The sequence below is a fragment of the Brevundimonas sp. genome, from assembly GCF_013912065.1.
Taxonomy (GTDB): Bacteria; Pseudomonadota; Alphaproteobacteria; order Caulobacterales; family Caulobacteraceae; genus Brevundimonas.
The window spans coordinates 50,286-76,391 of sequence record NZ_JACESA010000001.1; the positions used below are offsets into that span (position 1 = coordinate 50,286).

A 26,106-nucleotide genomic window follows, 5' to 3' on the forward strand; every position below is an offset into this window, starting at 1 on the left:
CCGGCCTCAGACCAGGCCGGCGCCCCTCAGCCGCACGGCAGGCGCCACGGTCACGGGCCGGTTCTCCGGCAGGTCGATGACCAGGCCCTGGTCGCTCTGGCGGAAGGGCAGGGCGCCGCCGCCCAGCAGTTCGACCGCCTCGACGCGGCCGGCCTGCGGCGTCAGGGTGCGGATCTGCATCCGGCCGTCCTCGGGCCAGTCCAGGGCGAAGGCGTAGAGGGTCGCGCCCTTGGTCGTGAACCGGATGTCCTGGCCCGTCCACGGCCGGGCCGCGCCTTCGCCGTGCATCCCGCCAACCACCGTCGTCGGCCCCTCGCCATAGGTGCGCCAGGGCCGGGTCTCGAAGATCGCCTCGCCGTTGACCTTCATCCAGGCGGCGATGTCGGTCAGGATTCGCCGCTCGTCGCCGTCGATGGAGCCGTCGCCGCGCTGGGGGATGTTCAGCATCAGATTGCCGTTCTTCGACACCACGTCGACCAGCCGCTGCACGACGCTGTGGGCGGGCACATAATAGTGGTTGGTGAAGCGGGCGCGGTTGTAGTGCCAGTCGCCGATACAGGTGTCGGTCTGCCAGGGTTCGGGTTTCAGGCTGTCGGAGAAGCCGCGCTCGATCGTCTCGACGATCCCCTTGCGTTGGCGTTCGTCCAGCCGCTTGCCGTTCACGACCGGCAGCTCGCCGCGCCACTGCAGCGAGGCGTTGTAATATTCGGCCGTCGCCTCCAGCCCGTAGCGACCCAGCGGCAGCTGATAGTTGTCGAAATAGACCATGTCCGGACGATATTTGGTGATCAGGTCGCGCTGACGCGCCACCCAGGACCGGACGAAGGCCGGGTTGTTCGGCGGCGGGGTCTCGATCCACTGGCCGTCGCGGGCGTCGTGCCAGGCGTTCATCTCGGCGATGGAAGCGATCCCGTCCGGCGGGGCGAAGCTGGGGCCGGTGTAGAGCTCCTGCGGGTCCAGACCGTCCCACCATTTGCCGGCGCCGTCCGCCTTCGTGAGGCGCGCGGCGTCATAGCGAACGCCCTTCAGCGGCCCCTCGGCGTCATAGCCATAGGCCGTCTGCCACCAGTGCCAGGCGTGAGCGCCATGGTTCGACACGGCGAAGCGCAGACCCCGCGCCCGCACCGCCTTTTCCCAGGTCCCGACGATGTCGCGCTTGGGGCCGACGCGCATCACGTTCCAGTCGTGATGGGCGCTGTCGAACAGATCCAGGTTGTCGTGGTGATTGGCCATCGACATGATGTAGCGGGCGCCGGCCGCCTGATAGAGGTCCAGCAGGCCCTCGGGGTCCCACTGGTCGGCCTTCCACTGGTCGATGAACTCCATGAAGCCGTACCGGCTGGGGTGGCCGTAGGTGGCGACATGATGGTCGTAGAAGGGGTGGCCCTGGATATACATCAGCCGGCCGTACCAGTCGCCGAACTCGGGCACGCACTGCGGCCCCCAGTGCGACCAGATGCCGAACTTGGCGTCCCGGAACCAGTCGGGGGTCTTGTAGCCTTCGATCAGGCTGTCCCAGGTGGGCTTGAACGGGCCGGATGCTCCGCCGTTCGGCGCCGTGGCGCACGCCCCCAGCATCGAAGCTGAGGCGCCAGCGCCGAGAAGTCCGCGTCGTGACAGGTTCATGCCGGTTCTCCATAGACGACGCCGCGTCCGTCGGTGGCCACATAGACGCGGCCGAACACCCTTGGATCACCCGCGATGGCGCGATAACGGCGACCATATTCGTGTTGGTCGTCATTGACCCGCATCCACGACCGGCCGCGATCATCGGACCGGAAGACGCCCCGCACCGCGCCTTGCGTGCCGATGGCGAACAGGGCGGGGTAGGGCGAGCCGGCGGGCGGCTTGCCGAAGTCCAGCATCTCGACTCTGAGGCCGCCGTCGACGCGTTCGAAGCTCTGGCCGCCGTCGCGGCTGTGGAACAGGCCCGACCGCGACACCAGCCACAGATCCCCGTCATGTCCGGGCGTCGCCTTCAAGGGGAAGGCCTGTTCGCGCCAGGTCGGTCGGTCGGCGGAGACGTCGGGCAGGCCGCGCATCGGCACGGGGGCGAAGCTGCGCGCCTCGTCCACGCTGACGAACCAGTCGCCGGTCGTGAAATCGAGGGCGTAGAACAGGCCGGAATCCTTGCGATCCGCCACCGGCCGCAGCAGCGGGGGCAGGCCGAGGCAGGGCCGCCAGCTCGCCCCCCTGTCGTCCGACCAGACCGTCTGGGGCGTGGACAGCACGAAGGTCGATCCATTGGCCGACACGGTGATCGGGGCGTCGCGGTACAGGTCCATGCGCGGATTGTCCGGCGAGGCCGTGGTCGCGCCCGAGGCGGGGCGGGGGCGACCCAGAGGCTTCCAGCTACGCCCCGCGTCATCGGACCAGGCCAGGGTCGAGCCGTCGTGTCCCTCGGACCCGACCCCCTCGTGCGGCGTACCGCTGCGGACCACCACGGTCGGGGCAAGTCCAGCGTAGTCGATCTGATTGGTGTTGGCGAAGACGGGGGTGGTGAACTGCAGGTCCGGCGACCGGTCCAGGTCTTCATGGGCGAAACCGGATATGTCGCCAAACCCGGTCAGGAGGTGCGGACCCACCGGGGGACTGACCAGGGTGATGACCGCCGTCTGTTCGATGCCCTCGACCCAGGGCTTCCAGTCGGTCGGGCGGCCTGCGTCGGCGGCCGACAGGTTGCGCGTCTGATAGACGGTCGCCCCGGTCGCATAGACCAGCCGGTCGCTGTCGAACGGGTCCAGCGCCAGGGCCGCGATCCACCAGCCGAAGTCGGGCTTGTCGTTGCCCCAGTTCAGGAAGGGGGTTGCGCTGACGTCGTGGCGGGCCGCCTCGCGCAGGCTGATCCAGCTTTGACCATCGTCGGTGCTGCGCCAGATCGTGTCCCCCGGCTGCCAACGGTTCAGCGTCGAGACCATGATCACGCCGGGCCGCTTGTGATCAACGGCCACCCCCATGAAGCCCCCAAGGGGGCGGGGCGGGGTGATGTCGGTCCAGTCGCCGGTGTTCGTATCCAGCCGCCAGACTGACCCGTCCGTGACGCCGTTGGGGCCTATGCCCAGGGTGCAGGTCACATACAGCATGCCCCGCATGTCCAGTTCGGCCTTGGCCGCCGACAGTTCGGCGCGCGGCCCGCCCGCGACCGGCCGCCAGGTCCGGCCCGCGTCGTCGGAGCGATAGAGGGCGTGCTCGTGTGGGTCGGCGACGCCGACGAACAGGGTCCGCGACGCCTCGCCTCGGGTTCCGCTTCGGGCATCGAAGATGACGAAGCTGAGGCCGCCGTGCGTCTCACGCCCCGTCGGCAGGCCCAGGCCCTGCAGGGGGAAGCTGTCGACCCTGCCCCAGGTGCGGCCGCCGTCGGTCGAGCGCTGAAGGCCGTCGTGACGCGATCCGAAATAGAGGATGCGGTTGTCGTTCGGATCGATGGCCAGCCGTTCGCCCAGGCCGCGTCCGTCCTCGTTGCCGCCCATCCGGAACGGGACCTCGGTGCGCGACCAGGTCTGGCCCCGGTCGTTTGACCGCAGCATGGCGCCCGGGTCGCCCCGATGCACCCCGACCGCCATATGGACCACGTCCGCGTCGACCGGATCGGCCGCCACGCTCTCGACGCCGAAGTCGCTGGAAAGCGGGCTGGAGTCCTGCAGCGGCAGCCAGCGGTTCGCGCCCCTGTCGAAGCGATAGGCGCCCCCCATGTCCGACCGGGCATAGGCCAGCCCTGGCTCGACCCGGCTGAACACGATTCCCGGTATGAAGCCCCCGGCCCCGACCTTGACGTTGCGCCAGCGATAGGTCGGCGCGGCGGCCTGCGCCTGTCCGACAGTCGCGAGGCCGCCCAGGCCGAGGGCCAGAACACCCGCGGCTCGTCGCGTGATTTCGTGTCTCATACGGTGACTCCCTAGGTTCCAGGCGTCTGTCGGCCTGTTTTGTGGTAGCGCTAACTTATTCCAGTTGACAGCATTGTCATGGGTGCATCAAGTTGCGCCTGTGAAAATCAACGTCGGTCAACGACGTGCTGGGAGAGAGGCTTGAGTTCCAATGGATTTCGCCGCCCCCGGTGCGTCTGCGACGCCTGATCTTTTGCACCCTGAGCGAACTTCCGGTGCGGTCTTCACGACCGCACCGGGCTTTTCGTCACTGTTTCCCGCACGCCGATTGACGGATCCGACATGACCTCGCGTTCTCCGAACTTCCGCCGCAGCGCCGTTTCTGTCCTTGCGCTCAGTTTGGCCCTGGCCGCCGGAGCCTGTGCGACCCAGGCGTCGCGCACTGCCCCGGTCACCTATGTGACGGCCGCGGAGACCATCGTCACCGAGGCCAGTCGCGCCCATCCCGACCTCTGGCCCCAGGCCGCATCCCCGGCGGCCATGTCGGACGCCGCGACCGAAGCCTTCGTCACCGAACTGATGAGCCGGATGACGCTGGAGGAGAAGGTCGGGCAGACGATCCAGGCCGACATCGCCTCGATCAAGCCGGAAGACCTGCTGACCTATCCGCTGGGTTCGATCCTGGCGGGCGGCAATTCCTCGCCGGGCGGAGACGAGCGCGCCTCGGCCCGGGAATGGGTCGAACTGGCCCAGGCCTTCCGCGCCGCCGTCGCCCAGCGTCCCGGCGCCAGGATCCCAATGATCTACGGCATCGACGCCGTCCACGGGCACAACAATATCGTCGGCGCCACCATCTTTCCGCACAACAGCGGCCTGGGGGCCATGCGCGACCCCGACCTGATCCGCCGTATCGGCGAGGCCACGGCGCTGGAAGTCGCGGTCACGGGGGCCGACTGGACCTTCGGCCCCACCCTGGCCGTGCCGCAGGACGACCGTTGGGGCCGCGCCTATGAAGGTTATGGCGAGAACCCCGAGATCGCCCAAAGCTACGCCGGACCCATGACCCTGGGACTGCAAGGCGCGCTGTCGGCCGATCATCCGCTGACGCCGGGCCGTATCGCCGGCTCCGCCAAACATTTCCTGGCCGACGGCGGCACGACGGGCGGTCACGACCAGGGCGATTTCGCCGGCTCGGAGCAGGAACTGATCCGCACCCATCTGTCCGGCTATCCCCAGGCGATCGACGCCGGCGTGCTGTCGATCATGGCCAGCTTCTCCAGTTGGAACGGCGTCAAACATTCGGGCAACGAGACCATATTGACCGACGTGCTGCGCGGCCCGTTGGGCTTCGATGGCTTCGTGGTGTCGGATTGGAACGCCCACGGGCAGCTGCCCGGCTGTTCGAACGAAAGCTGCGCCCTGGCCTTCAACGCCGGCATCGACATGTTCATGGCGCCCGACAGCTGGAAGCCCCTTTATCAGAACACCCTGGCCCAGGCGCGGTCGGGCGAGATCCCGATGGCGCGACTGGACGAGGCCGTGCGCCGCATCCTGCGGGTCAAGGTCAAGACCGGCCTGTTCAACGAGAGCCGCCCCGTCGAGGGCCATTTGAATGAACTGGGCTCGCCCGCTCACCGCGCCATCGCCCGCGAGGCGGTGCGCAAGTCGCTGGTCCTACTGAAGAACGAGGGCTCGGTCCTGCCGATCCGCTCCGGCGCGCGCGTGCTGGTCGCGGGCCATGCCGACGACATCGGCCAGGCCTCGGGCGGCTGGACCCTGACATGGCAGGGGACGGGCAACACCAACGCCGACTTCCCCAACGGCCAGTCGATCTGGGGCGGGATACAGGAGGCGGTCGTCGCCGGGGGCGGACAGGCGACGCTCAGCCCCGAGGGCGCCTTCACTCAGAAGCCGGACGTGGCCATCGTCGTCTTCGGCGAGACCCCCTATGCCGAGTTCCAGGGCGACGTCGACACGCTGGACTTCCTGCCGACCGAGCCGCTGGAGACACTGAAACGCCTGAAGGCGGCGGGGATTCCGACGGTGTCGGTCTTCCTGTCGGGGCGGCCGTTGTGGACCAATCCGGAGATCAACGCCTCGGACGCCTTCGTCGCCGCCTGGCTGCCGGGCACCGAAGGCGGCGGCGTCGCCGACGTGTTGATCGGCGATGCGGCGGGCAAGCCGCGCACCGATTTCAACGGCAAACTGTCCTTCAGCTGGCCCAAGGACGCCAGGGGCGAACCGCTGAACGTCGGCCAGCCCGGCTATGACCCGCAGTTCGCCTATGGCTACGGCCTGACCTACGCCCAGGGCGGCCGGGTCGGAACCCTGTCGGAAGAGAGCGGCGTGGCGGGCGAGATCGGCAGCGTCGACCGCTACTTCGTCGATGGACGCTTCGTGGCGCCCTGGTCGCTGATGCTGCGCGACGCCGGCGGCGAGTTCCGGCTGGGCAATGAAAGCAGCGGCGCCAGCCCGCGCGCCGGGGTCAGCGTCCGTTCCACCGACGGCGCCGGTCAGGAATCGGCCCGCGCCCTGACCTTCGGCCCGGCCGGCGGTCAGGCCCTGATCGCCGCAAGACCCGTCGATCTGGTCCGCCAGGCGAACGGCGAGATGGCCATGGTCTTCAACTACAGGGTCGACGCCCGGCCGACCGCGCCGGTCATGCTGACGCTCGGCGCAGGCCAGGTCGATGTGACGTCCATCTTCAACGCCGCGCCGCTGGGCCAATGGCGGACGCTGAAGGTCCGGCTGTCCTGCCTGCGAGACGCGGGGGCGAACCTGTCTGCGGTCGACCAGCCCTGGGGTCTGAGTTCGACCGGCGTGTTCGGCGTGACGGTCGAGGACATCCGCCTGGGTTCGAACGAGGGCGACGCCATCTGCCCCGCTGACTGAGCGGCAGGCAAAGAAAAACCCCGGTCCCGCCTTGCGGCGAGACCGGGGCTGTTTTCGACCGGCTGTGCGATCAGGACTGGGCGGCGCGGTTCTTGTCCGACGAACTGCGGGCCAGTTCGCGGTTTAGCCACAGGGCGGCGAGGGTGAAGATCGCGCCCGACAGCAGATAGGCGCCGGCGGCGATCAGGCCGAACTGGCTCGAGATCCACAGGGCGACTAGGGGCGCGAAACCGGCGCCGAACAGCCAGGCCAGGTCCGAGGTCAGGGCCGAGGCGGTGTAGCGGTTGGCCAGCGAGAAGCTGGAGGCCACCGGACCCGAGGCCTGGCCGAACGACAGGCCCAGCAGGATGAAGCCGGAGATCATGAAGACCAGCTCGCCCGTGGCGCCGCCGTTCAGCAACTGGGGCGCAAAGCCCGAGAAGGCGGCGATGCCGGCGGCTGTGACGGCCAGCAGCGTACGGCGGCCGTAGCGATCCGCCAGCAGGCCGGACGCCAGAATGGCGAACAGGCCGAACACGGCGCCGACCATCTCGATCAGCAGGAAACGGACCGGCGTCTCCTGGGTGAACAGGAAGACCCACGACAGCGGGAAGACCGTGACCATGTGGAACATGGCGAAGCTGGCCAGGGGGGCGAAGGCGCCGATGGCGATCCGGGGGCCTTCCGCCTTGATGGCGGTGTGAACCGGGGTCGGCTGCAGTTCGCGGGTTTCAAACAGATTCTGGAAGCTGGGCGTCACCACGATGCGCAGGCGGGCGAACAGGGCCACGACATTGATGGCGAAGGCGACGAAGAACGGATAGCGCCAGCCCCAGTCGAGGAAGTCGGCCGCCGACAGGGTGTTCAGGAAGAAGGCGAACAGGGCCGAGGCGACGATCAGGCCGATGGGCGCGCCCAGTTGTGGGATCATGGCGTACCAGCCGCGACGATTCTCCGGCGCGTTCAGGGCCAGCAGCGAGGCCAATCCGTCCCAGGCGCCGCCCAGGGCGACGCCCTGGCCGATGCGGAAGATGGCCAGGAGCACCGCGGCGGCGATGCCGATCGTCTCATAGCCGGGCAGGAAGGCGACCGCGACGGTCGAGGTGCCCAACAGGAACAGGGCGATGGTCAGCTTGGCGCCGCGACCGAATTTCTGGTCGATGGCGATGAACAGGGCCGTGCCCAGCGGACGGGCCAGGAAGGCCAGGGCGAAGACGCCGAAGGAGAGCAGGGTGCCGCCGATAGGCCCGGCGAACGGGAAGACCAACTGCGGGAAAACCACGACCGAGGCGATGGCGTAGACAAAGAAGTCGAAGAACTCGGAGGTGCGACCGATGATCACGCCGATGGCGATCTCGCCGGCGTCCACCTTGCCGTGGTGGGCGTGGAGAGCCGTGGCGTCGCGTTCCAGCGACTCTGACGAAGGGGTCGTCGAGGCGGACATGGGCTGGGATCGCTCCGTGAAACTGAGGGAATTTGAGGCTACGGCTGTGATGCCGCATTATGACCGCGCGCCCTTTGCGATGAAAGTCGCCGTAAGAGGATAGGACAGATTGTCCAATGTCGTTCCTAATCGAAGCTGATTATCCGGCGCAACTCGAACGCCCACCGTCGCGACTCCTCCCCCTTGTCCGACGTTTTCCGATTGGAGCTCCCTTGCGCCGTCTGCGCCTACTCCTGCTCGTGCCCATGTTGGGGCTTCTGTCGGCCTGTAACCTGGTCGTCCTGAAACCCGCCGGCGACATCGCCCAACAACAGGGCGATCTGCTGGTCGTGACCACGCTGCTGATGCTGATCATCATCATTCCCGTGATGGCGCTGATCGTCTTCTTCGCCTGGAAATATCGCGCCTCGAACACAGAGGCCGACTATCAGCCCGACTGGGATCACTCGACCCACCTCGAAGTCGTGATCTGGGCGACGCCGCTGCTGATCATCATCTGTATCGGCGCACTGACCTGGGCCGGAACCCACCTGCTGGATCCCTATCGTCCCATCGACCGGATCAAGCCGGGCCAGGCCGTGGCCGAAAACGTCGAGCCGCTGCAGGTCAATGTGGTCGCGCTCGATTGGAAATGGCTGTTCATCTATCCGCAGTACGGCGTCGCCACCGTCAATGAGATGGCCGCGCCGGTGGATCGTCCCATCCGTTTCCACATCACCTCATCCTCGGTGATGAACTCCTTCTATGTTCCCGCCCTGGCCGGCCAGATCTACGCCATGCCGGGCATGGAGACGAAGCTTCACGCGGTGATCAACGAGACGGGCGTATATGACGGCTTCTCCGCCAACTACTCTGGCGACGGCTTCTCGCATATGCGGTTCAAGTTCCACGGGCTTGATCCGGCGGGCTTCGACGGCTGGATCGCCGGCGTGCGCCAGAGCGGCCAGGCGCTGGATCGCGATCGTTATCTCGAGTTGGAAAAGCCGAGCGAGAAGGTTCCGCCGATGCGCTTCTCCACCGTCGACGGCGGCCTGTGGGACGCCATCCTCAACATGTGCGTCGAGCCGGGCAAGATGTGCATGGGCGAGATGATGGAGATCGACCGCAAGGGCGGTCTGACCATGGCCTCGATCCGCAACACCATGCCGCTGGTCTATGACAAATACGCCGGTCGCGGGAAGAACGCCGCCATCTTCGGTTCGAACGACAGCTATGTCATGACCATCTGCACGCCGCTGCAGGCCGAAGCCGCCGCCGCCGACCGGATCCGCCGCGCGGAACTGGACGCCGTAAGCGCGCCGATCAGCCTGGCGCCCCTGACCGGTCAAGGCCTGTCTCAGGGCGTGCCCATGGCGTCGCTCTCTCCCAAATCCCAGTTGACGGGGGCGGTTTCGACCGACGTCCGTTCCGCCCCCAACGCCTGAGCGAACACAGTCGATGAACGCTGACACCCTCATTCCCCTCATCTTCGGGCGGTTGACGCCCGAGGCCCTGCCGCTGCACGAGCCGATCCTGGTCGTGACCATGATCGTGGTCGCACTGGGCGGCGTCGCGCTGGTGGGTGCCCTGACCTATTTCAAGCTCTGGAGCTATCTCTGGAAGGAGTGGTTCACGACGGTGGACCACAAGAAGATCGGGATCATGTACATGATCCTGGGTCTGATCATGTTCTGCCGCGGCTTCGCCGACGCCATCATGATGCGCCTGCAGCAGGCCATGGCCTTCGGCGGGTCGGAGGGTTATCTGAACGCCCACCACTATGATCAGGTCTTCACCGCCCACGGCGTGATCATGATCTTCTTCGTCGCCATGCCGATGGTGACGGGCATCATGAACTATGTGGTGCCGCTGCAGATCGGGGCGCGCGACGTCTCCTTCCCCTTCCTGAACAACTTCAGCTTCTGGATGACCACGGCCGGCGCCATCATCGTTATGGCCTCGCTGTTCGTCGGCGAGTTCGCGCGTACCGGCTGGCTGGCCTATCCGCCGCTGTCGGGCATCGGCTACAGCCCGGGCGTCGGGGTCGACTATTATATCTGGGCGCTGCAGATCGCGGGGGTCGGGACCACCCTGTCCGGCATCAACCTGATCGCGACCATCGTGAAGATGCGCGCGCCGGGCATGGGCATGATGAAGATGCCGGTCTTCACCTGGACCTCGCTGTGCACCAACGTCCTGATCGTGGCGTCCTTCCCTGTCCTGACCGCCGTCCTGGCCCTGCTGACGCTGGACCGCTACGTCGGCACCAACTTCTTCACGAACGACTTCGGCGGCAACCCGATGATGTACGTGAACCTGATCTGGATCTGGGGTCACCCGGAAGTCTACATCCTGATCCTGCCCCTGTTCGGCGTCTTCTCCGAGGTCGCCTCGACCTTCTCGGGCAAGAAGCTGTTCGGCTATACCTCCATGGTCTACGCCACGGTCGTGATCACGATCCTGTCGTACCTGGTGTGGCTGCACCACTTCTTCACCATGGGCTCGGGCGCGTCGGTGAACTCCTTCTTCGGCATCACCACGATGATCATCTCGATCCCGACGGGGGCGAAGATCTTCAACTGGCTGTTCACGATGTATCGTGGCCGCATCCGGTTCGAGCTGCCGATGATGTGGCTGATCGCCTTCATGCTGACCTTCGTCATCGGCGGCATGACCGGCGTCATGCTGGCGGTGCCCCCCGCCGACTTCGTCCTGCACAACTCGCTGTTCCTGATCGCTCACTTCCACAATGTGATCATCGGCGGCGTGCTGTTCGGCCTGTTCGCGGCCATCAACTTCTGGTGGCCCAAGGCCTTCGGCTTCAAGCTGGACAAGTTCTGGGGCCTGGTCAGCTTCTGGTGCTGGGTGCCCGGCTTCTGGCTGGCCTTCGCGCCCCTGTATGTCCTGGGACTGATGGGCGTGACGCGCCGCATGCGGGTGTTCGACGATCCGTCGCTTCAGATCTGGTTCGTCATCGCCGCCATCGGCGCCGGCGTGATCGCCCTGGGCATCGCGGCCATGTTCGTCCAGTTCGCCGTCTCGATCATCAATCGCGACAAGCTGCGCGACACCACGGGCGATCCGTGGGGCGGCCGAACCCTGGAATGGGCGACGTCGTCGCCTCCGCCGGACTACAACTTCGCCTCCACGCCGATCGTCCACGATTCCGACGCCTGGTGGGACATGAAGAAGCGCGGCTACAAGCGTCCGCTGTCGGGCTATCGCGCCATCCACATGCCCTCGAACACCGGAACCGGCGTCATCATCTCGGGCCTGTGCCTGGTGATGGGTCTGGCCCTGGTCTGGTACATCTGGTGGCTGGCGGCCCTGACCTTCATCGGCGTGCTGGTCGTCTCGATCGCCCACACCTTCAACTACAAGCGCGACTACTACATCCCCGAGGATGAGGTTCGCCAAACTGAAGAGGCGCGCACGCGCGCCCTGGCCGGAACGGAGGCCTGATCCATGAGCGCGACCGCGATCAAGATCGACGACCCGAACGTCTTCCACCTGGAAGAGGAGCCCCATCACGAGGAGGGCGCCAGCACCGCACTGGGCTTCTGGCTCTATCTGATGAGCGACTGCCTCATCTTCGCGATGCTGTTCGCCGTGTTCGGCGTCCTGGGCGGCAACTACGCCGCCGGGCCGGGGCCGAAGGAGCTGTTCGACCTGGAGCTGGTGGCGGTCAACACCGCCATGCTGCTGTTCTCGTCGATCACCTACGGGTTCGCCATGCTGGCGATGGTCAAGAACAACAAGTCCCAGACCCTGATCTGGCTAGCCGTCACCGGCCTGTTCGGCCTCGCCTTCCTTGGGATCGAACTCTACGAGTTCGCCCATCTGATCCATGAGGGCGCGACGCCGCAGCGCAGCGCCTTCCTGTCGGCCTTCTTCACCCTGGTCGGCACCCACGGCCTGCACGTGACCTTCGGCATCATCTGGCTGGTGACGCTGATGGTTCAGGTCAGCTGGAAAGGTCTGATCCCCGCCAACAAGCGCCGCCTGATGTGCCTGTCGATGTTCTGGCACTTCCTGGACGTCATCTGGATCGGCGTCTTCACCTTCGTCTATCTGATGGGCATGCTGCGATGAGCGCTGACAACCATTCGTCCGAGGCCCACGACGCGCACCACGACGCCGATCATGGCGCGCACGACGGGCACGACCACGGGTCGTTCAAGACCTATATGATCGGGTTCGTGCTGTCGGTCATCCTGACGGCCATCCCGTTCGGCCTGGTCATGACCGGCGTCCTGCCGACCCAGGCGACGGCCCTGATCGTGATGGGCCTGGCCGTGGTGCAGATCGTGGTTCACATGATCTACTTCCTGCACATGAACACCAAGTCCGAAGGCGGCTGGACCATGCTGGCCCTGATCTTCACCATCATCGTGGTGGTCATCGCCCTGTCCGGTTCGCTGTGGGTCATGTACCACCTGAATACAAACATGATGCCCACCCACGAGATGAGCGGGATGGGCTAGGGCCCAGGTCGGGAGACAGCCATCAAGCGCGAAGGTCATAAAGCGCCGCGTTCGTCTTCGGTCCTGATCTGGGCCGGGGTCGGCGCGGCGCTGCTGTTCGCGGGCTTCGTCGCCCTGGGCGGCTGGCAGGTGCAGCGGCTGGCCTGGAAGACCGAACTGATCGCTCAGGTCGAGGCGCGGATTAACGCCACGCCCCAGCCGGCGCCCGGTCCCGACGCCTGGCCCTCGATGTCGCGCGACAAGGACCAGTATCGTCGCGTCACGGTTCGTGGCGTCTTTCTGCACGACCAGGAAGCCCTGGTTCAGGCCGTAACCGACTATGGCCCCGGTTTTTGGGTGATGACGCCGCTGCGGGCCGATGCGGGCTTCACTGTTTTGGTCAATCGCGGGTTCGTCTCGCCTGAGCGCCGCCTGGCGTCGGATCGGGCCACAGGTCAGGTCGCGGGAGACCAGACCGTCACCGGCCTGGTGCGAATGACCGAGCCCAAGGGCGGCTTCCTGCGCGCCAACGATCCGGCGGGCGACCGCTGGTACTCGCGGGACGTGGCGGCTATCGCGGCCTCCCGCGATCTGTCGCAGGTCGCGCCCTATTTCATCGACGCGGACGCGACGCCCAATCCGGACGGCTGGCCCAAGGGCGGGCTGACGGTCGTGCGTTTCGCCAACAGTCATCTGGTCTATGCCCTGACCTGGTTCGGCATGGCCCTGCTGACCCTGGTCGGCTACGGGGTCCTGGTGCGCGAGGTCCGGCGTCGGCGACGTTCGCCATGACCTCGACCCTGCAGCGCCTGCTGGGGTTCGGAGCCTGGCGCGAGACGGCCGTGTCGCAGGAGGCGGCCAACCGGCGCAATCTGCGGCTTCTGGTTCAACTGCGCTGGCTGGCCGTCGTTGGTCAGCTGCTCACCATAGTGATCGTTCATTTCGGCCTGGGCATCCGGTTGCCGCTGATTTGGCTGCTGATCGCGCCCGTCAGCCTGGCTCTGGTCAATCTGGTCAGCCTGCCTCTGACCCAGAGGCGCGACGCCATTTCGGACCACGAACTGATGCTGGCCCTGCTCGCCGACGTCGTGGCTCTGACCGGGCAACTCTTCCTGACCGGCGGGGCGACCAATCCGTTCGTCGGGCTTTATCTGCTGCAGGTGGTCCTGGGGGCGGTGCTGTTGAGGCCCACCTACGCCTGGTCCCTTATTGCGATCACCAGCGTCTGTTTCGTCTGTCTGGGCGTATTCCACCTGCCGCTCGACCTGCCACCGTACCAAGAGGGGGGGCTGCTGAGCCTCTATATGATGGGGGGGCTGATCTGTTTTCTGCTGATGGCCGTGCTGCTGGTGCTGTTCATGACGCGGATCAACGACAACCTGCGCGCTCGCGACGCATATGTCGCCGACATGCGTCAGCAGGCCACGGAGCAGGATCACATCGTCCGCATGGGACTGCTGGCCTCGGGCGCGGCCCATGAACTGGGGACGCCGCTGGCCTCGCTGTCGGTCATCCTGAGCGACTGGCGGCGGATGCCGGTCCTGCAGAGCGACGCCGACCTGAACCAGGACATGGACGTGATGCAGGCCGAGGTGGAACGTTGCAAGGCCATCGTCACCGGCATTCTGATGTCGGCGGGGGAGGCGCGGGGCCAGGCGCCGTCCCGCACCACACTGGCACGTTTCCTGACCGAGGTGGTTGAGGGTTGGACGGCGCACGACGTGCGGGTCCGGGTCGATGTGACCCCCTGGATCGGGCCGGACCCCCACATCATCGCCGATCCCGCTCTGCGCCAGGTGTTGGGCGTCCTGTTCGACAACGCCGTCGAGGCGGGGGCGCGTCGCATCGTCGTCTCGCCGACCGTCAGCGACGGCCTATTGTCGATCGTGGTGCGCGACAATGGTCCCGGTTTTCCCGCCACGGTGCTGGAAAGGCTGGGAAAACCCTATAATTCCACGAAAGACCGGCCCGGCGCCGGCCTGGGCCTGTTCCTGCTGGCCAATGTGATGCGGTCGCTGGGCGGATCGGTCGAGGCTTGCAATCCCCCCGGCGGTGGCGGCGAGGTGACGTTGAGCCTGCCGATCGACGTCCTGGCCCCCGAGGAGACAGCCGATGACCGATGACGCCCCCGTTCTGCTGATCGTCGAAGACGACGAGTCCTTTTCCCGCACCCTGCGAAAGTCGTTCGAGCGGCGCGGCTATGTGGTGGTCAGCGCCGAAGGGCCGGACCAGATGGCCGAGGTGCTGAAAGTCCACCGGCCGGGCTTCGCCGTGGTCGATCTGAAGCTGGGCGGAGCTTCGGGTCTGGGCTGCGTTTCGACCCTGCATGGGTTCGACCCGGACATGAACATCGTCGTCCTGACCGGCTTCGCCAGCATCGCCACGGCTGTGGAGGCGATCAAGCTGGGGGCGCGTCACTATCTGGCCAAGCCCGCCAGCACCGATGATATCGAGGCGGCCTTCGGCAAGGCATCGGGAGACGCCGCGACGCCCCTGACCTCGCGTCCGACCTCGATCAAGACCCTGGAATGGGAACGGATCCACGAAACCCTGGTCGAGACCGAGTTCAACATATCCGAGGCGGCGCGGCGCCTGGGCATGCATCGCCGAACCCTGGCGCGGAAGCTGGAGAAGCGACGCGTCACCTGACGGTCGATCTCAGGAAGGCGGGCGTTCGGCCCATTTCAGCAGGGGAATAAGCGGCAGTCCCCAGGCCGTGCCGCCGACGCCGAAGAATAAAAAGTCGATCCAGGCCGAGGCCGGCAGCAGGCCGCGCAGGGCGATCAGGCCCCAGACCCAGAAGATCAGAAAGACCACCACGCCGATCGCGGCGACGAATCGGCGCGCCCGGGGGGGCATCAGCGCTTGTTCCGGAACAGGAAGAAGGTCACCAGGCAAACCCCCGAACCGACCAGGGCCCAGGGAAGCCAGACCCAGCTGTCCATGGTGCTGACGGCGAAGACCCGGACCGCAAGGAACCAGCCGCAGGCGAGGCCCACGCCCGACACCAGGGCGGTTCCGCCCAGGCCGCGACGGCCGGTCAGAAGGTCCGCGATCCAGGCCAGCAGAAGTCCGCCCAGAACGGCGGCGGCGATGTCGGCGTATTGCAACCCAGATCTCCCTGTCGGCCCCGATGGCCCCCCTAGCGACCCGAAGGTCGTTATTGCCTCAATCCGACTCGATCTTGAGGCCGGGGCGAGTCATACCGCCACGGTCGCGATTTGGTCACGGTCGAGAGCGACAGCATATCCGGGTCAGTGTCGGGCGTCGAATGAACCGTTTCGGAAATCCAGATCACAACCGCGCCGTCGCCGTGTGGCTGTTCGCCACGGCGGCCGTCGTCTTCCTGATGGTGGTGGTCGGAGGCATAACCCGACTGACCGGATCGGGTCTGTCCATCACCGAATGGCAGCCGATCATGGGGGCGATCCCGCCGCTGAACGACGCGCAGTGGGCCGAGGCCTTCGATAAATACAAGCAGATCCCGCAATACGCCCAGGTCAACGCCGGGATGAGCCTGGGCGAGTTCCAGGGCATCTTCTGGTGGGAATGGCTGCATCGGCTGATCGGGCGCGGGGTGGGCCTGGTCTTCGGTCTGCCTCTGATCTTCTTCCTGGCCTGTCGGATCACGCCCGCGCGTTCGATCTTCCGCCAGTGGGCCATGCCCGACCGGCTGATCTGGCGCTGTCTGGTGCTGCTGGTCTTGGGCGGGCTGCAGGGGCTGGTCGGCTGGTGGATGGTGTCGAGCGGCCTGTCCGAGCGGGTCAGTGTCGCGCCCGAACGTCTGGCGACCCATCTGGGTCTGGCCTTCATCCTTTTCGCCGCCCTGATCTGGACCGGGCTGGAGGCCTGGAACGGCGAGGATCGCGGCCGTCCGCCGGCGGGCTGGGCGCGGGGCGCCGGGTTTCTGCTGGGCCTCGTCTTCATCCAGTGTCTGCTGGGCGCCCTGGTCGCGGGCGGGCATGCGGGACTGGTCTATACCGACTGGCCGCTGATGAACGGCGCGGTCCTGCCGCCGGCCGACTGGAGCCTGGGGGCAGGGGCCTTCCTGCACGACCAGGCCCTGACGCAGTTCAATCACCGGCTCGTGGCCTATGGGCTGCTGATCGCGGTCAGCATCTACGCCTTCCAGGCCTGGCGCTGGCGCGTGGCCGAGGGCATGGGGCTGGCGGCCTTCGTTCTGGCCGGCCTCGTCTGGATCCAGGCCTTGCTGGGAATCGTCACCCTGGTGCACGCCGTGCCGGTCTGGTTGGGCGTGCTGCATCAGGCGGGGGCCGCCGTCGTGCTGGGCGCGACGACGGCGAACCTGTGGCTGGTGCTGAGGTGTCAGCCCCGGATCTTCATGTCCGGACCGAGGTCCATGGGCCTCTGATCGCCAGGGTCATGCCCGGATACATGATGTTGACGAACAGCACCTCGCCATCCGGCGAGAAGCAGGCGCCGGCGAATTCGGAATTGCCGGTGAAGACGTTGCGTCCGATCGTATAGACCTTGCCGTCCGGCGTGACGCCCTTCAGGTGGTTGCGGACCTCGGTGGAATAGTTGTCCTCGCACAGGATCAGATGGCCCCACGGCGCGATGGTAATGTTGTCGGCCATGTTCATCGTCTTGATGTCCGCGCTCTCGACGAACAACTGCAGGCGGTCGGCGGCGCCGTTCAGGCCGGGAACCAGCCGCATGACCTGGCCGCGCCGGATCGGTCCGCCCGAGGTTGCGGTGAAGTACATCTCGTCGTCGCCCCACCAGACGCCTTCGCCTCGCGCGACCAGGGCCGCGCCGGCGGCGTGGCCGCGCTTGGCGAGGTCGCCGTTCGGAGATTCGACGTCGTCCAGATCGATCCACTCGATTTCGCGCCAGTCGCCGACCTCCCACGCGCGGCTGTCGTGGTTGCGGGTGTCCGCGGCGGGCGCGCCTTTCCACGCCATCGCCTGAAGCTTGCCGCCGTCAATCAGCTTGTCGGGCGTATTCGGGATGAAACGATAGAAGAGGCCGGTGTGATCGTCCTCGGTCAGATAGACCATGCCTGTTCGTGGATCGATGCAGACGGCCTCGTGATCGAAACGACCCATGGCTTTCAGCGGCGTCGGATCGACCAGGCCCCGCGCTGTGGCCGGCACTTCGAACACCCAGCCGTGGCTCTTGGCCACGTCCGCGTCCGTCGGCGTCTCCAAGGTTTCCTCGCAGCTCAGCCAACTGCCCCACGGGGTTGGGCCGCCGCAGCAGTTGGTCGAGGTGCCGGCCAGGGTCAGATGCTGGCTGACCTTCTGGCGGGTCTGAAGATCATAGACGATGGTGGAGCAGCCGCCGGGCAGGGGACGGCCGTCCTTGTAGGTGTCATAGGCCTTGGCGGCGTCCAGCAGGCCGAGGCGTTCCTCACGCAGACCGCCGGGGCCCAGGTTGCGGTGCAGGCCCGAAGAGCCCTTTAGTTCGTGATTGAGCACCAGGGCGACCTTGGAGCCCTCCAGCGGGAAACAGGCCATGCCGTCGGGCTGTCCAGGAGCGAACAGGCCGTCGTCCATCGTGTCGCCGCTCTGGGCGATGACCTGGTACGAGAAGCCCTCGGGCAGATCGAGCAGCCGGTTGGAATCGGGGACCAAGGGGCCGTAGCCGTGCACCTCGTTGGCATAGGTCTCTTCGCCATCGGCCTGGGCGGCGGCGTGGCGGGCAAGTCCGGCGAAGGCGAGAGCGGCGCTCGAGGCGATGATGCCGCGACGATGAAGATTCATGGGAGGCTCCGGAGGTTTGACCTTCCGATGACCCGTTATGGCTATGGTTTGATGACAAATGCCGTTATCTTGTAACGATAACGACGCCTGGTTTACCGGGTATTTTAATACCGCATATACAAATCCGTTAGAAATCAAGCAGATGAATGAGGTGTCGCGTTTTTGTGCGCGTTGACGCGGTCGGTAGCCTGCTGTATCAGCGCGCCTTCATTCGGTTCCCTCGGGGGCCGGACCCGATTTTCGTCTCCAGGAACCCCCTCAATGCTGAAGAGCACCACGGCTTCGTTGAAGCCGGCCGAGGTCGAGAAGAAGTGGATCCACATCGACGCCGAAGGCGTCGTGGTGGGCCGTCTCGCGACCTTCATCGCCAACCGTCTGCGCGGCAAGCACCGCGGCGACTACACCCCGCACGTCGATTGCGGCGACTATGTCGTCGTCACCAACGTCGACAAGGTGGTGTTCACCGGCAAGAAGTCGACCGACAAGGTTTACTATCGCCACACCGGCCACCCGGGCGGCGTCAAGTCGACGACCCCGGAGAAGGTCTTGGGCGGCCGCTTCCCCGAGCGCGTGCTCGAGAAGGCCGTCGAGCGCATGCTGCCGAAGGAAAGCCCTCTGGCCCGCAAGCAGATGACGCACCTGCGCCTGTTCGCAGGCGGCGCGCACGAGCATGAAGCCCAGCAACCGGAAACGATCGACTTCAAGTCGGCGTCGCCCAAGAACACCCGGAGCGTCTGAGCATGACGGACGTGACCAACGAAACCGCCACCGGCTTTGACGCCCTGAAGGGCCTGTCGGCCTCGGTCGAGAATGAAGCCCCGGTCTATGTCCAGAAGCTGGACGCCCAGGGCCGCGCCTATTCGACCGGCAAGCGCAAGAACGCGATCGCTCGCGTCTGGGTCAAGCCCGGCACCGGCAAGATCACCATCAACGGCAAGGACCAGGAGCAGTATTTCGCTCGTCCCGTGCTGCGCATGATGATCGCCCAGCCGCTGACCGTCTCGGACCGCGCCACCCAGTATGACGTCGTCTGCACCGTCGAAGGTTCGGGCCTGTCGGGCCAGGCCGGCGCCATCCGCCACGGCCTGTCGCACGCCCTGACGCATTTCGAACCGGAACTGCGCAAGGTCCTGAAGCCGCACGGCTTCCTGACCCGCGACAGCCGCGTCGTCGAGCGCAAGAAGTACGGCCGCGCCAAGGCTCGCCGCAGCTTCCAGTTCTCGAAGCGCTAATCGCGTTCACGCGGTTTGGATTTGGGGCGCTTCGGGGAGACCCGGAGCGCCCTTTTTCTTGTCGTTCTTCTCCCGCAAGGGAGGAGGGTCAGGAGTAGCCTATGACCCACACCCTCTTCATCGACGGCGAAGCCGGAACCACGGGCCTCGAGATCCGCGAGCGGCTGGAGGCCCGCACCGATCTGGAGCTGATCCTGCTGGGCGATCGTCGACGTGATCCGGAGGCGCGACGGGAGGCGCTGAACGACGCCGATGCCGTGATCCTGTGCCTGCCCGACGATGCGGCGCGCGAGGCGGTGGCGATGGTGGAGAACCCGTCGGTCAAGCTGATCGACGCCTCGACCGCCTATCGGGTCGCGCCGGGCTGGGCCTATGGGTTTCCCGAGATGGACGCGGGGCAGCGCGAACTGATCGCGCGGTCGCGGTTCGTGTCGAACCCCGGCTGCTATCCCACCGGCTTCATCGGCCTGATGCGGCCCCTGGTGAAGGCGGGACTGGTTCCGGCCAGCCATCCGGTCACGGTCAACGCCGTCTCGGGCTATTCCGGCGGCGGCAAGACCATGATCGCCGAGTTCGAGGGGCCGGACGCCGCGACCGCCTATCGGGCCTATGGCCTGTCGCTGAGGCACAAACATGTGCCTGAGATGACGCGGCACGCGGGGCTGAGCCGCGAGGTGCTGTTCACGCCGGCGGTCGGCAACTATCGCCAGGGAATGCTGGTCGAGGTTCCGCTGCATCTGGCGACCCTGCCGGAAACCCCCTCGGTCGAACGGATTCACGGCGCTTTGGTCGAGGCCTATCACGGTCAGACCTTCGTCGAGGTCGTCGATCTGGACGAGACGGAGGCGATGACGGGCCTGGAGCCCGAGGGGCTGAACGGCACCAACCGCCTGCGCCTTCATGTCTTCGGCGACCGATCCGGGGAACAGGCGCGGCTGGTGGCCCTGCTCGACAATCTTGGCAAGGGGGCGTCCGGCGCCGCGGTGCAGAACCTGAACATCATGCTGGGCCTCGACGAGACGACCGGCCTGATCTGATACAGAAGCGCGCCGAGAAACCTTTTCGCGCGCGCCGTCGTACTGGGTTGCATGACCCAGTCCCTGATCCTCAATCGCCGGGGCCTTCTGACGGGCGCCGGCGCGCTCGCTCTATCCGCCTGTTCTCCCGAGCCCGTCGAGGCCGGAGAGGCGCAGTACGCCGCCTCGCCCTATCGCCGCCTGTCCGAAGCCGAATGGCGTCGGCGGCTGGGCGACGCCGCCTGGAGCGTCCTGCGGCGCGAGGGTACAGAGCGGCCATACACCAGCCCCCTGAACGACGAACATCGACGCGGAACCTTCGTCTGCAAGGGCTGTGACCTGCCGCTGTTCCGCTCGAGCTGGAAGTTCGATTCCCGCACCGGCTGGCCCAGCTTCTATGACGTCATGGCCGCCAATATCGGGCGCAAGCGCGACTTCGCCATCGGGATTCCGCGCACCGAATACCACTGCGCCCGCTGCCTGGGGCACCAGGGGCATGTGTTCCCGGACGGCCCACGGCCGACCGGCTTGCGCTATTGCAACAATGGCGTCGCTTTGAAGTTCGTCCCGGCCTAGCGGCGGTTGGCCCGCACGGCGGAATCGACCGTTCCGCCGAACAGGACCGAGGCGATGATGACCAGCAGTCCATAGTCGTGACCGGACGCGAACACGGGCGCGACGGCGGCGGCCATGACCAGCAGGGGAAACAGGCCGGCCCAGACGGCGGTATCGGGCGACGTCGGATTGATCATCGGCTGGGGCGTCGGCCGCTTCATCAACCGGGCCAGCCATCCGTTCAGGGCGACGAACAGGATGGTGCAGATGGCGGCGCTGAGCACATATTTGAGCATATTGCCCGGCTCGCCGAAGGTGGAGGCGGTCACGATCAGCAGGATCAGGGCCACGCCGGTGCTGACGGCCAGCAGGATATTGGGTTCAAGACGGTTCAAGACGTGACTTTCACATAGCTGCCGGGGGCGGGCTCAAGCGGCTTGAGCGGACCGGCCGCAGGATCCCGCGAGGGGATGGGATCACCTGAGCGGGCGCGCAGCCATTTGGCCCAGTGCTCCCACCAACTGCCCGGATTCTCTACCGCGCCGGCCTGCCATTCGGCCAGGGTCGCGGGCAGGGCGGTGTTGGTCCAGTGCTGGTATTTCTTCGCCGTCGGGGCGTTGATGACCCCGGCGATATGGCCCGAGCCGGCCAGGGTGAAGGTGACGTCCTTGCCGCCGAACAGCTTGGCGGAGCGATAGACCGAGTTCATCGGGGCGATATGGTCCTCGCGGCTGGCCTGGAAATAGAGGGGGATCTTCACCTTCGACAGATCGGCGGTGAGGCCGCCGATCTGGAAGGCGCCGCGCGCCAGCGCGTTGGCGCCGTACATCTGGCGCAGATAGGCCAGATGCAGGGTCTTGGGCATCCGGGTCTGGTCGGCGTTCCAGAACAGCAGGTCGAAGGCCGGCGGATCCTTGCCCAGCAGATAGTTGCTGATGAAGAAGGACCAGATCAGGTCGTTGGAGCGCAGGGCGTTGAAGGTGTCGGCCATGGCCGCACCGGGCAGGACGCCGCCGGCGGCGTCCATCTGACGCTCGATCTCGGCGATCCAGTGTTCGTCGGTGAACAGCAGCAGATCACCGGCCTCGGCGAAGTCGTGCTGGGCGGCGAAGAAGGTGGCGGCGGCGATCCGCTTGTCACCTTTGGCCGCCATATGAGCCAGGCCCGCGCCCAGAAGGGTGCCGCCGATACAGTAGCCGACCGCGTTCAGTCGGTCGGTTCCCGCCTGTTCCAGCGTCTTCTCGACGGCGCGATAGACGCCCTTCTCCAGATAGTCGTCGAAGCCGTAGCCGGCCTTGTCGAGATCCGGATTGATCCAGGAACAGACGAAGACGGTGAAACCCTGTTCCGACAGCCAGCGGATCAGCGAATTGGCCGGTTGAAGGTCCAGAATGTAGAATTTGTTGATCCAGGGCGGGAAGATCAGCAGCGGGATCGCGTGCTGGGTCTCGGTGACGGGCGCGTACTGGATCAGCTCGAACAGGTCGTCGCGCCAGACGACCTGGCCCGGGGTGGTGGCGACGTTCTGGCCCACGATGAACTTGCCATAGTCGGCCTGACTGATGCGCAGCGACCCGGCGCCGCGTTCCAGGTCCGCGGCGAAATTCTGCATGCCCTTGACCAGGGATTCGCCGCTGGTCTCGGCCAGGGCCTTAAGGGCGACCGGGTTGGAGGCGAGGAAGTTGGAGGGCGAGAAGGCGTCGGTCAGCAGGCGTGTGAAGAACTGGGCGCGGCGTTTCACCGCCGGGTCTACGTCCTCGACCCCCGCGATCAGGCCGTTCATCCAGTCCGACGTCAGCAGATAGGAGCGACGCATCATGTCGAACATCGGATTGTCCGACCAGGCGGGGTCCTTGAACCGCTTGTCTGCGGGCGGCGGCGCCATGGGCTCTCCGGCGGCCTGACGCGCCGTGCCGGTCCACAGGTCCATGTAGCGGCTGAACAGGTCGGCCTGGGCCTGGAACAGTTTTTCGGGGCGCGAGGCCAGACTGCTCATGACCGAGGTCATGGCGGGGCCGACCTTGAAAGGATCGGGCGACAGGGCGGCGGGGCGGTCGGCCTGCGACAGGGCCGCCTCGGCGATGGCGCTCTGGGCCATCATGGCCGCCTTGGCCAGATTCATCGACAGGGTTTCGAGAAGCTGGGCCTGATCGACGCCGGGGAAGGGGGGCGCCACGGGTTCGGAGGAGGCGGGCGACGATTCGGGCTCGGGTTTAGACGCCTCGGCCTTGATCGTGGCGGGCTTCTTCGCCCTCGGAGGGCGAGGTTTGGCGGAGGTCGGGCGGCCGGCCTTTCGCGGGGTCTTCGCTGCCGGGGCGTCAGCCACGACGGAGGCCGCGACGGTGTCCGGCGGGGTCCTGTCCTTCGGAGGTTTGGCCATGGATATTCCTCGCGTTCCTGGGCGCCGAGCGCCGGTTCGACGCCATCCTCTTCCGCAGAGGGGGATGATGGCATAAGACCGACCCCGACATGAACGCGCACTTTTCGAAAAAGACTAGGCTTTGGGCCTTGATCGCCTGTCTGGCGCCTCTGATGGGGGTGTTGGCGGCATGCGCGGGATCATTCGCCCCCAGAACCGACCCGACCTCGCCCATAGCGCCGCGGGTCCAGGCTCTGGTCGACGCCAATCGCCACTATCCCAGCTGGGAGAATTTCCCCGCCGCCCCGACCGATCTGCCGGCGGCGACCCAGGTCGCGGCCCAGGTCGGAACCCTAGAGGACCGAGGCGAGGCTCTGGGCGGCGAAGTGGCGCGAATCGAATGGAAACTGGGCGACGCCGAAACCCTGGCGGCCGAGACACGCGCCCAGGTCGAGGCCGTGCCGGTTTCGCCGGATTCCCTACGCACCCAGGCCGAGATCGACGCCTTCGCCCAGGGCCTACGCGACCGGGCCAAGGCGCCCCCGCCGGTCGATCGGCGTCGGGTTGAATGAGCCTGTCGCCGGGGGACGAGAATCCCCGGATGATACGACGATGGCGGACGACGGCGGCTTCAAGATCAATAGTGCATTCCTGGGGGTGGTTCAGTCCCTGTCCGGTCGGACCTGGCGCGAGCGCCCCGCCGAAGCCGCGACGATCCGCGCCCTGATCCAGGGGCTGGATCTGGAGGAGCCGCTGGCCCGGGCGTTAGCTTCGCGTGGGGTGGGCGCCGACCAGGCCGTCGATTTTCTGAGCCCCACCCTGCGGGCCCTGTTCCCCGATCCGTCCAGTTTCATGGATATGGACGCCGCCGCCACAGCCATCGTCGACGCCTTGCAAGCGCAGGCGCGGATTCATGTCTTCGCTGACTATGATGTGGACGGCGCTTCCAGCGCCGCCCTGCTGGTGCGCTGGTTCCGGGCGATGGGGGCGGAGCTTCCCATCTATGTTCCCGACCGTCTGACCGAGGGCTATGGCCCCAGCGCCCAGGCCTTCGACAAGCTGAAGTCGGTCGGCGCCGATCTGGTAGTGACGGTCGATTGCGGGGCGGCGGCGAACGAGGCCCTGGCCCATGCGGCGGCCATCGACCTGAAGGTCGTGGTCATCGACCACCATCTGATGCGCAGCGAGCCGCCCAAGGCCCTGGCGGTTGTCAATCCGAACCGGCCGGGCTGCGCTTCGGGGCAGGGCAATCTGGCGGCGGCGGGGGTAGTCTTCGTCCTGTTGGCGGCGCTGAATCGTGAGGCGCGGCGACGCGGCCTGTTCGCCGACCGGCCCGAGCCGGACATTCGCCAATGGCTGGATCTCGCGGCCCTGGGGGCCATCTGCGACGTCACCGGCCTGACTGGTTTCAACCGCGCCCTGACTAGCCTAGGGCTGAAGGTGATGAGCGACTGGAAAAATCCGGGTCTGCGCGCCCTATTGGAGGCGGCCGGGGCTGAGCAGGGACCGGCCAAGAGCAATCACGCGGGCTTCATCCTGGGGCCCCGCATCAACGCCGGCGGGCGGATCGGTCGGTCCGATCTGGGCGCGCGCCTGCTGTCGACCGACGATCCCGTCGAGGCCCAGGCGCTGGCGATGGAACTGGACGCGCTGAACCTGTCGCGTCGCGAGGTCGAGCGCGCGGTCACTGAGGCCGCCGTCCGCCGGGTCGAGGCGACCGGCGCCCATGCCGACGATACGGCTCTGGTGGTGGTGGCGGGCGAGGACTGGCACCCCGGCGTCGTGGGCATCGTCGCCGGCCGTCTGCGCGAACGCTGGCGCAAGCCGGTCGTCGTCGTCGGGATCGATCCAGTCACCGGTCTGGGCAAGGGATCGGGCCGGTCGCAGCCCGGCATGAACCTGGGCCGGGCCATTCAGGCGGCCTGGGAGGACGGCTTGCTGCTGGCCGGCGGCGGTCACGCCATGGCGGCGGGTCTGACCATGGAAGGCGCGCGGCTGGAGGAACTGACCCGCTTCCTGAACGACCGCCTCGCTGACGAACGGGTCGAGGCGGTCGCTATGGACGCGCTGGAGATCGACGCCCTGATCGACCCCGGTGCGGCCACTCGGGCCCTGTTCGAATCGTTCGAGCGGCTGGCGCCCTTCGGTCCCGCCAATCCCGAGCCGGTCTTCGCCCTGAGCGGGGTTCAGGCCCGGGAGCCGATACAGATGAACGGAGGCCATGTCCGCTGTCGGCTGGTCGGACCCGACGGCGCCTCGGTGCGGGCCGTGGCCTGGCGCTGCGCCGACCTGCCGACCGGGCAGGCGCTGCTGAGCGGGCAGGGGGGGCTGAATATCGTGGGTCGTCTGAAGGCGGACGACTGGAACGGCCGTAGGGGCGTGCAGTTCGAGATCGAGGACGTCGCCGATCCCCGCATGGTCTGACGCCGGTTTGGCGCTGCGCCAGGCGTCGCAAAAAACTCGAAATCCGCGCTTGCACCCATCCAAGGGCGCGGCTATATCGCCGGCTCTCCCGCGCAGCGGTCCCTTCGTCTATCGGTTAGGACGTCAGGTTTTCAACCTGAAAAGAGGGGTTCGACTCCCCTAGGGACTGCCACGCGGGATGATATCGGGCCGAGCCTACAGGCCGCCCGGAGC

At 66.6% G+C, this 26,106-nt stretch carries 23 protein-coding genes and 1 tRNA gene; 16 read left to right on the top strand and 8 right to left on the bottom strand.

Features of this window, described 5'->3' with window-relative positions; genetic code table 11:
- Positions 1 to 6: 6 nt before the first annotated feature.
- Both H2037_RS00210 and H2037_RS00215 read right to left on the bottom strand, forming a co-directional pair.
- Positions 7 to 1,626: an alpha-L-fucosidase gene (locus H2037_RS00210; protein WP_292116113.1), complete on the bottom strand. Its 1,620-nt coding sequence runs from the start codon at positions 1,624 to 1,626 to the stop codon at positions 7 to 9.
- On the bottom strand, positions 1,623 to 3,884 hold the full coding sequence (locus H2037_RS00215; protein ID WP_292116116.1) for a xyloglucanase: 2,262 nt from the start codon (positions 3,882 to 3,884) through the stop codon (positions 1,623 to 1,625). Before H2037_RS00215 ends, H2037_RS00210 begins: the two co-directional genes overlap by 4 nt.
- 282 nt (positions 3,885 to 4,166) lie before the next feature.
- Here H2037_RS00215 and H2037_RS00220 point away from each other — a divergent pair, with 282 nt between their 5' ends.
- Positions 4,167 to 6,716, top strand: coding sequence for an exo 1,3/1,4-beta-D-glucan glucohydrolase (locus H2037_RS00220; protein WP_292116119.1), 2,550 nt, complete (start codon positions 4,167 to 4,169; stop codon positions 6,714 to 6,716).
- Positions 6,717 to 6,786: 70 nt separating this feature from the next.
- Here the strand turns inward: H2037_RS00220 and H2037_RS00225 are convergent, their stop codons facing one another.
- Positions 6,787 to 8,139: an MFS transporter gene (locus H2037_RS00225; protein ID WP_292116122.1), complete on the bottom strand. Its 1,353-nt coding sequence runs from the start codon at positions 8,137 to 8,139 to the stop codon at positions 6,787 to 6,789.
- A gap of 212 nt (positions 8,140 to 8,351) precedes the next feature.
- On the opposite strand from H2037_RS00225, the gene cyoA reads away from it, so the two are divergent.
- The 7 genes from cyoA to H2037_RS00260 all read left to right on the top strand — a co-directional run bounded on the left by cyoA (position 8,352) and on the right by H2037_RS00260 (position 15,230).
- Positions 8,352 to 9,563 carry a ubiquinol oxidase subunit II gene (cyoA, locus tag H2037_RS00230; RefSeq protein ID WP_292116125.1) on the top strand — a complete coding sequence of 404 codons (1,212 nt, stop codon included), beginning with the start codon at positions 8,352 to 8,354 and terminating at the stop codon, positions 9,561 to 9,563.
- Between the two features lie 13 nt (positions 9,564 to 9,576).
- Positions 9,577 to 11,580 carry a cytochrome o ubiquinol oxidase subunit I gene (gene cyoB / locus H2037_RS00235; RefSeq protein ID WP_292116127.1) on the top strand — a complete coding sequence of 668 codons (2,004 nt, stop codon included), beginning with the start codon at positions 9,577 to 9,579 and terminating at the stop codon, positions 11,578 to 11,580.
- Between the two features lie 3 nt (positions 11,581 to 11,583).
- Positions 11,584 to 12,210, top strand: coding sequence for a cytochrome o ubiquinol oxidase subunit III (cyoC, locus tag H2037_RS00240; RefSeq protein ID WP_292116130.1), 627 nt, complete (start codon positions 11,584 to 11,586; stop codon positions 12,208 to 12,210).
- Complete coding sequence (gene cyoD, locus H2037_RS00245; RefSeq protein ID WP_292116134.1) at positions 12,207 to 12,602, top strand: cytochrome o ubiquinol oxidase subunit IV; 396 nt, start codon at positions 12,207 to 12,209, stop codon at positions 12,600 to 12,602. The genes cyoC and cyoD overlap by 4 nt, the downstream gene beginning before the upstream one ends.
- 93 nt (positions 12,603 to 12,695) lie before the next feature.
- Positions 12,696 to 13,373, top strand: a complete 678-nt coding sequence (locus H2037_RS00250; RefSeq protein WP_365832785.1) for an SURF1 family protein — start codon at positions 12,696 to 12,698, stop codon at positions 13,371 to 13,373.
- Positions 13,370 to 14,704: an ATP-binding protein gene (locus tag H2037_RS00255; protein ID WP_292116137.1), complete on the top strand. Its 1,335-nt coding sequence runs from the start codon at positions 13,370 to 13,372 to the stop codon at positions 14,702 to 14,704. The genes H2037_RS00250 and H2037_RS00255 overlap by 4 nt, the downstream gene beginning before the upstream one ends.
- Positions 14,694 to 15,230 carry a response regulator transcription factor gene (locus H2037_RS00260; protein WP_292116139.1) on the top strand — a complete coding sequence of 179 codons (537 nt, stop codon included), beginning with the start codon at positions 14,694 to 14,696 and terminating at the stop codon, positions 15,228 to 15,230. The genes H2037_RS00255 and H2037_RS00260 overlap by 11 nt, the downstream gene beginning before the upstream one ends.
- Before the next feature lie 9 nt (positions 15,231 to 15,239).
- On the opposite strand, the gene H2037_RS00265 is transcribed toward H2037_RS00260, so the two are convergent.
- Positions 15,240 to 15,440, bottom strand: coding sequence for a DUF2842 domain-containing protein (locus tag H2037_RS00265; protein WP_292116141.1), 201 nt, complete (start codon positions 15,438 to 15,440; stop codon positions 15,240 to 15,242).
- Complete coding sequence (locus H2037_RS00270) at positions 15,440 to 15,691, bottom strand: transglycosylase (RefSeq protein WP_292116144.1); 252 nt, start codon at positions 15,689 to 15,691, stop codon at positions 15,440 to 15,442. Before H2037_RS00270 ends, H2037_RS00265 begins: the two co-directional genes overlap by 1 nt.
- Positions 15,692 to 15,852: 161 nt before the next feature.
- Between H2037_RS00270 and H2037_RS00275 the strand changes: the two genes are divergently transcribed.
- Positions 15,853 to 16,953 carry a COX15/CtaA family protein gene (locus tag H2037_RS00275; protein WP_292116146.1) on the top strand — a complete coding sequence of 367 codons (1,101 nt, stop codon included), beginning with the start codon at positions 15,853 to 15,855 and terminating at the stop codon, positions 16,951 to 16,953.
- On the opposite strand, the gene H2037_RS00280 is transcribed toward H2037_RS00275, so the two are convergent.
- Positions 16,922 to 18,307, bottom strand: a complete 1,386-nt coding sequence (locus H2037_RS00280) for an alkaline phosphatase PhoX (RefSeq protein WP_292116149.1) — start codon at positions 18,305 to 18,307, stop codon at positions 16,922 to 16,924. The two genes, H2037_RS00275 and H2037_RS00280, sit on opposite strands and share 32 nt — an antisense overlap.
- Positions 18,308 to 18,571: 264 nt before the next feature.
- Here H2037_RS00280 and rplM point away from each other — a divergent pair, with 264 nt between their 5' ends.
- The 4 genes from rplM (at position 18,572) to msrB (ending at position 21,131) form a co-directional block, all read left to right on the top strand.
- Positions 18,572 to 19,045 (top strand): 50S ribosomal protein L13, encoded by a 474-nt coding sequence (gene rplM, locus H2037_RS00285; protein ID WP_183196355.1) that lies wholly within the window; start codon positions 18,572 to 18,574, stop codon positions 19,043 to 19,045.
- Between the two features lie 2 nt (positions 19,046 to 19,047).
- Positions 19,048 to 19,539: a 30S ribosomal protein S9 gene (gene rpsI, locus H2037_RS00290; protein WP_292116151.1), complete on the top strand. Its 492-nt coding sequence runs from the start codon at positions 19,048 to 19,050 to the stop codon at positions 19,537 to 19,539.
- A 101-nt stretch (positions 19,540 to 19,640) separates the two neighbouring features.
- Positions 19,641 to 20,576, top strand: a complete 936-nt coding sequence (argC, locus tag H2037_RS00295) for an N-acetyl-gamma-glutamyl-phosphate reductase (protein WP_292116153.1) — start codon at positions 19,641 to 19,643, stop codon at positions 20,574 to 20,576.
- Between the two features lie 51 nt (positions 20,577 to 20,627).
- Positions 20,628 to 21,131 carry a peptide-methionine (R)-S-oxide reductase MsrB gene (msrB, locus tag H2037_RS00300; RefSeq protein WP_292116156.1) on the top strand — a complete coding sequence of 168 codons (504 nt, stop codon included), beginning with the start codon at positions 20,628 to 20,630 and terminating at the stop codon, positions 21,129 to 21,131.
- Here msrB and H2037_RS00305 read toward each other — a convergent pair.
- Both H2037_RS00305 and phaC read right to left on the bottom strand, forming a co-directional pair.
- A complete protein-coding gene (locus H2037_RS00305) occupies positions 21,128 to 21,505 on the bottom strand; it encodes a hypothetical protein (protein ID WP_292116158.1) in 378 nt (125 codons plus the stop codon). The two genes, msrB and H2037_RS00305, sit on opposite strands and share 4 nt — an antisense overlap.
- Positions 21,502 to 23,490, bottom strand: coding sequence for a class I poly(R)-hydroxyalkanoic acid synthase (gene phaC, locus H2037_RS00310; protein WP_292116160.1), 1,989 nt, complete (start codon positions 23,488 to 23,490; stop codon positions 21,502 to 21,504). The genes H2037_RS00305 and phaC overlap by 4 nt, the downstream gene beginning before the upstream one ends.
- 89 nt (positions 23,491 to 23,579) lie before the next feature.
- Between phaC and H2037_RS00315 the strand changes: the two genes are divergently transcribed.
- From H2037_RS00315 to H2037_RS00325, 3 genes are all read left to right on the top strand, one after another.
- A complete protein-coding gene (locus H2037_RS00315; protein ID WP_292116163.1) occupies positions 23,580 to 24,041 on the top strand; it encodes a hypothetical protein in 462 nt (153 codons plus the stop codon).
- A 40-nt stretch (positions 24,042 to 24,081) separates the two neighbouring features.
- Complete coding sequence (gene recJ / locus H2037_RS00320) at positions 24,082 to 25,893, top strand: single-stranded-DNA-specific exonuclease RecJ (RefSeq protein WP_292116165.1); 1,812 nt, start codon at positions 24,082 to 24,084, stop codon at positions 25,891 to 25,893.
- Between the two features lie 97 nt (positions 25,894 to 25,990).
- A tRNA-Glu gene (locus tag H2037_RS00325) sits at positions 25,991 to 26,065 on the top strand.
- Positions 26,066 to 26,106 lie beyond the last annotated feature (41 nt).

Excerpts from the sequence above, each read along its gene's own strand:
- H2037_RS00225 (WP_292116122.1), bottom strand. The coding sequence starts at position 8,139 with ATGTCCGCCTCGACGACCCCTTCGTCAGAGTCGCTGGAACGCGACGCC.
- H2037_RS00220 (WP_292116119.1), top strand. The coding sequence starts at position 4,167 with ATGACCTCGCGTTCTCCGAACTTCCGCCGCAGCGCCGTTTCTGTCCTT.
- cyoC (WP_292116130.1), top strand. The coding sequence starts at position 11,584 with ATGAGCGCGACCGCGATCAAGATCGACGACCCGAACGTCTTCCACCTG.
- argC (WP_292116153.1), top strand. The coding sequence starts at position 19,641 with ATGACCCACACCCTCTTCATCGACGGCGAAGCCGGAACCACGGGCCTC.
- H2037_RS00275 (WP_292116146.1), top strand. The coding sequence starts at position 15,853 with ATGAACCGTTTCGGAAATCCAGATCACAACCGCGCCGTCGCCGTGTGG.
- H2037_RS00215 (WP_292116116.1), bottom strand. The coding sequence starts at position 3,884 with ATGAGACACGAAATCACGCGACGAGCCGCGGGTGTTCTGGCCCTCGGC.
- msrB (WP_292116156.1), top strand. The coding sequence starts at position 20,628 with ATGACCCAGTCCCTGATCCTCAATCGCCGGGGCCTTCTGACGGGCGCC.
- recJ (WP_292116165.1), top strand. The coding sequence starts at position 24,082 with ATGGCGGACGACGGCGGCTTCAAGATCAATAGTGCATTCCTGGGGGTG.
- H2037_RS00280 (WP_292116149.1), bottom strand. The coding sequence starts at position 18,307 with ATGAATCTTCATCGTCGCGGCATCATCGCCTCGAGCGCCGCTCTCGCC.
- phaC (WP_292116160.1), bottom strand. The coding sequence starts at position 23,490 with ATGGCCAAACCTCCGAAGGACAGGACCCCGCCGGACACCGTCGCGGCC.
- H2037_RS00255 (WP_292116137.1), top strand. The coding sequence starts at position 13,370 with ATGACCTCGACCCTGCAGCGCCTGCTGGGGTTCGGAGCCTGGCGCGAG.
- rpsI (WP_292116151.1), top strand. The coding sequence starts at position 19,048 with ATGACGGACGTGACCAACGAAACCGCCACCGGCTTTGACGCCCTGAAG.
- H2037_RS00265 (WP_292116141.1), bottom strand. The coding sequence starts at position 15,440 with ATGCCCCCCCGGGCGCGCCGATTCGTCGCCGCGATCGGCGTGGTGGTC.
- cyoB (WP_292116127.1), top strand. The coding sequence starts at position 9,577 with ATGAACGCTGACACCCTCATTCCCCTCATCTTCGGGCGGTTGACGCCC.
- H2037_RS00210 (WP_292116113.1), bottom strand. The coding sequence starts at position 1,626 with ATGAACCTGTCACGACGCGGACTTCTCGGCGCTGGCGCCTCAGCTTCG.
- cyoD (WP_292116134.1), top strand. The coding sequence starts at position 12,207 with ATGAGCGCTGACAACCATTCGTCCGAGGCCCACGACGCGCACCACGAC.
- H2037_RS00260 (WP_292116139.1), top strand. The coding sequence starts at position 14,694 with ATGACCGATGACGCCCCCGTTCTGCTGATCGTCGAAGACGACGAGTCC.
- H2037_RS00315 (WP_292116163.1), top strand. The coding sequence starts at position 23,580 with ATGAACGCGCACTTTTCGAAAAAGACTAGGCTTTGGGCCTTGATCGCC.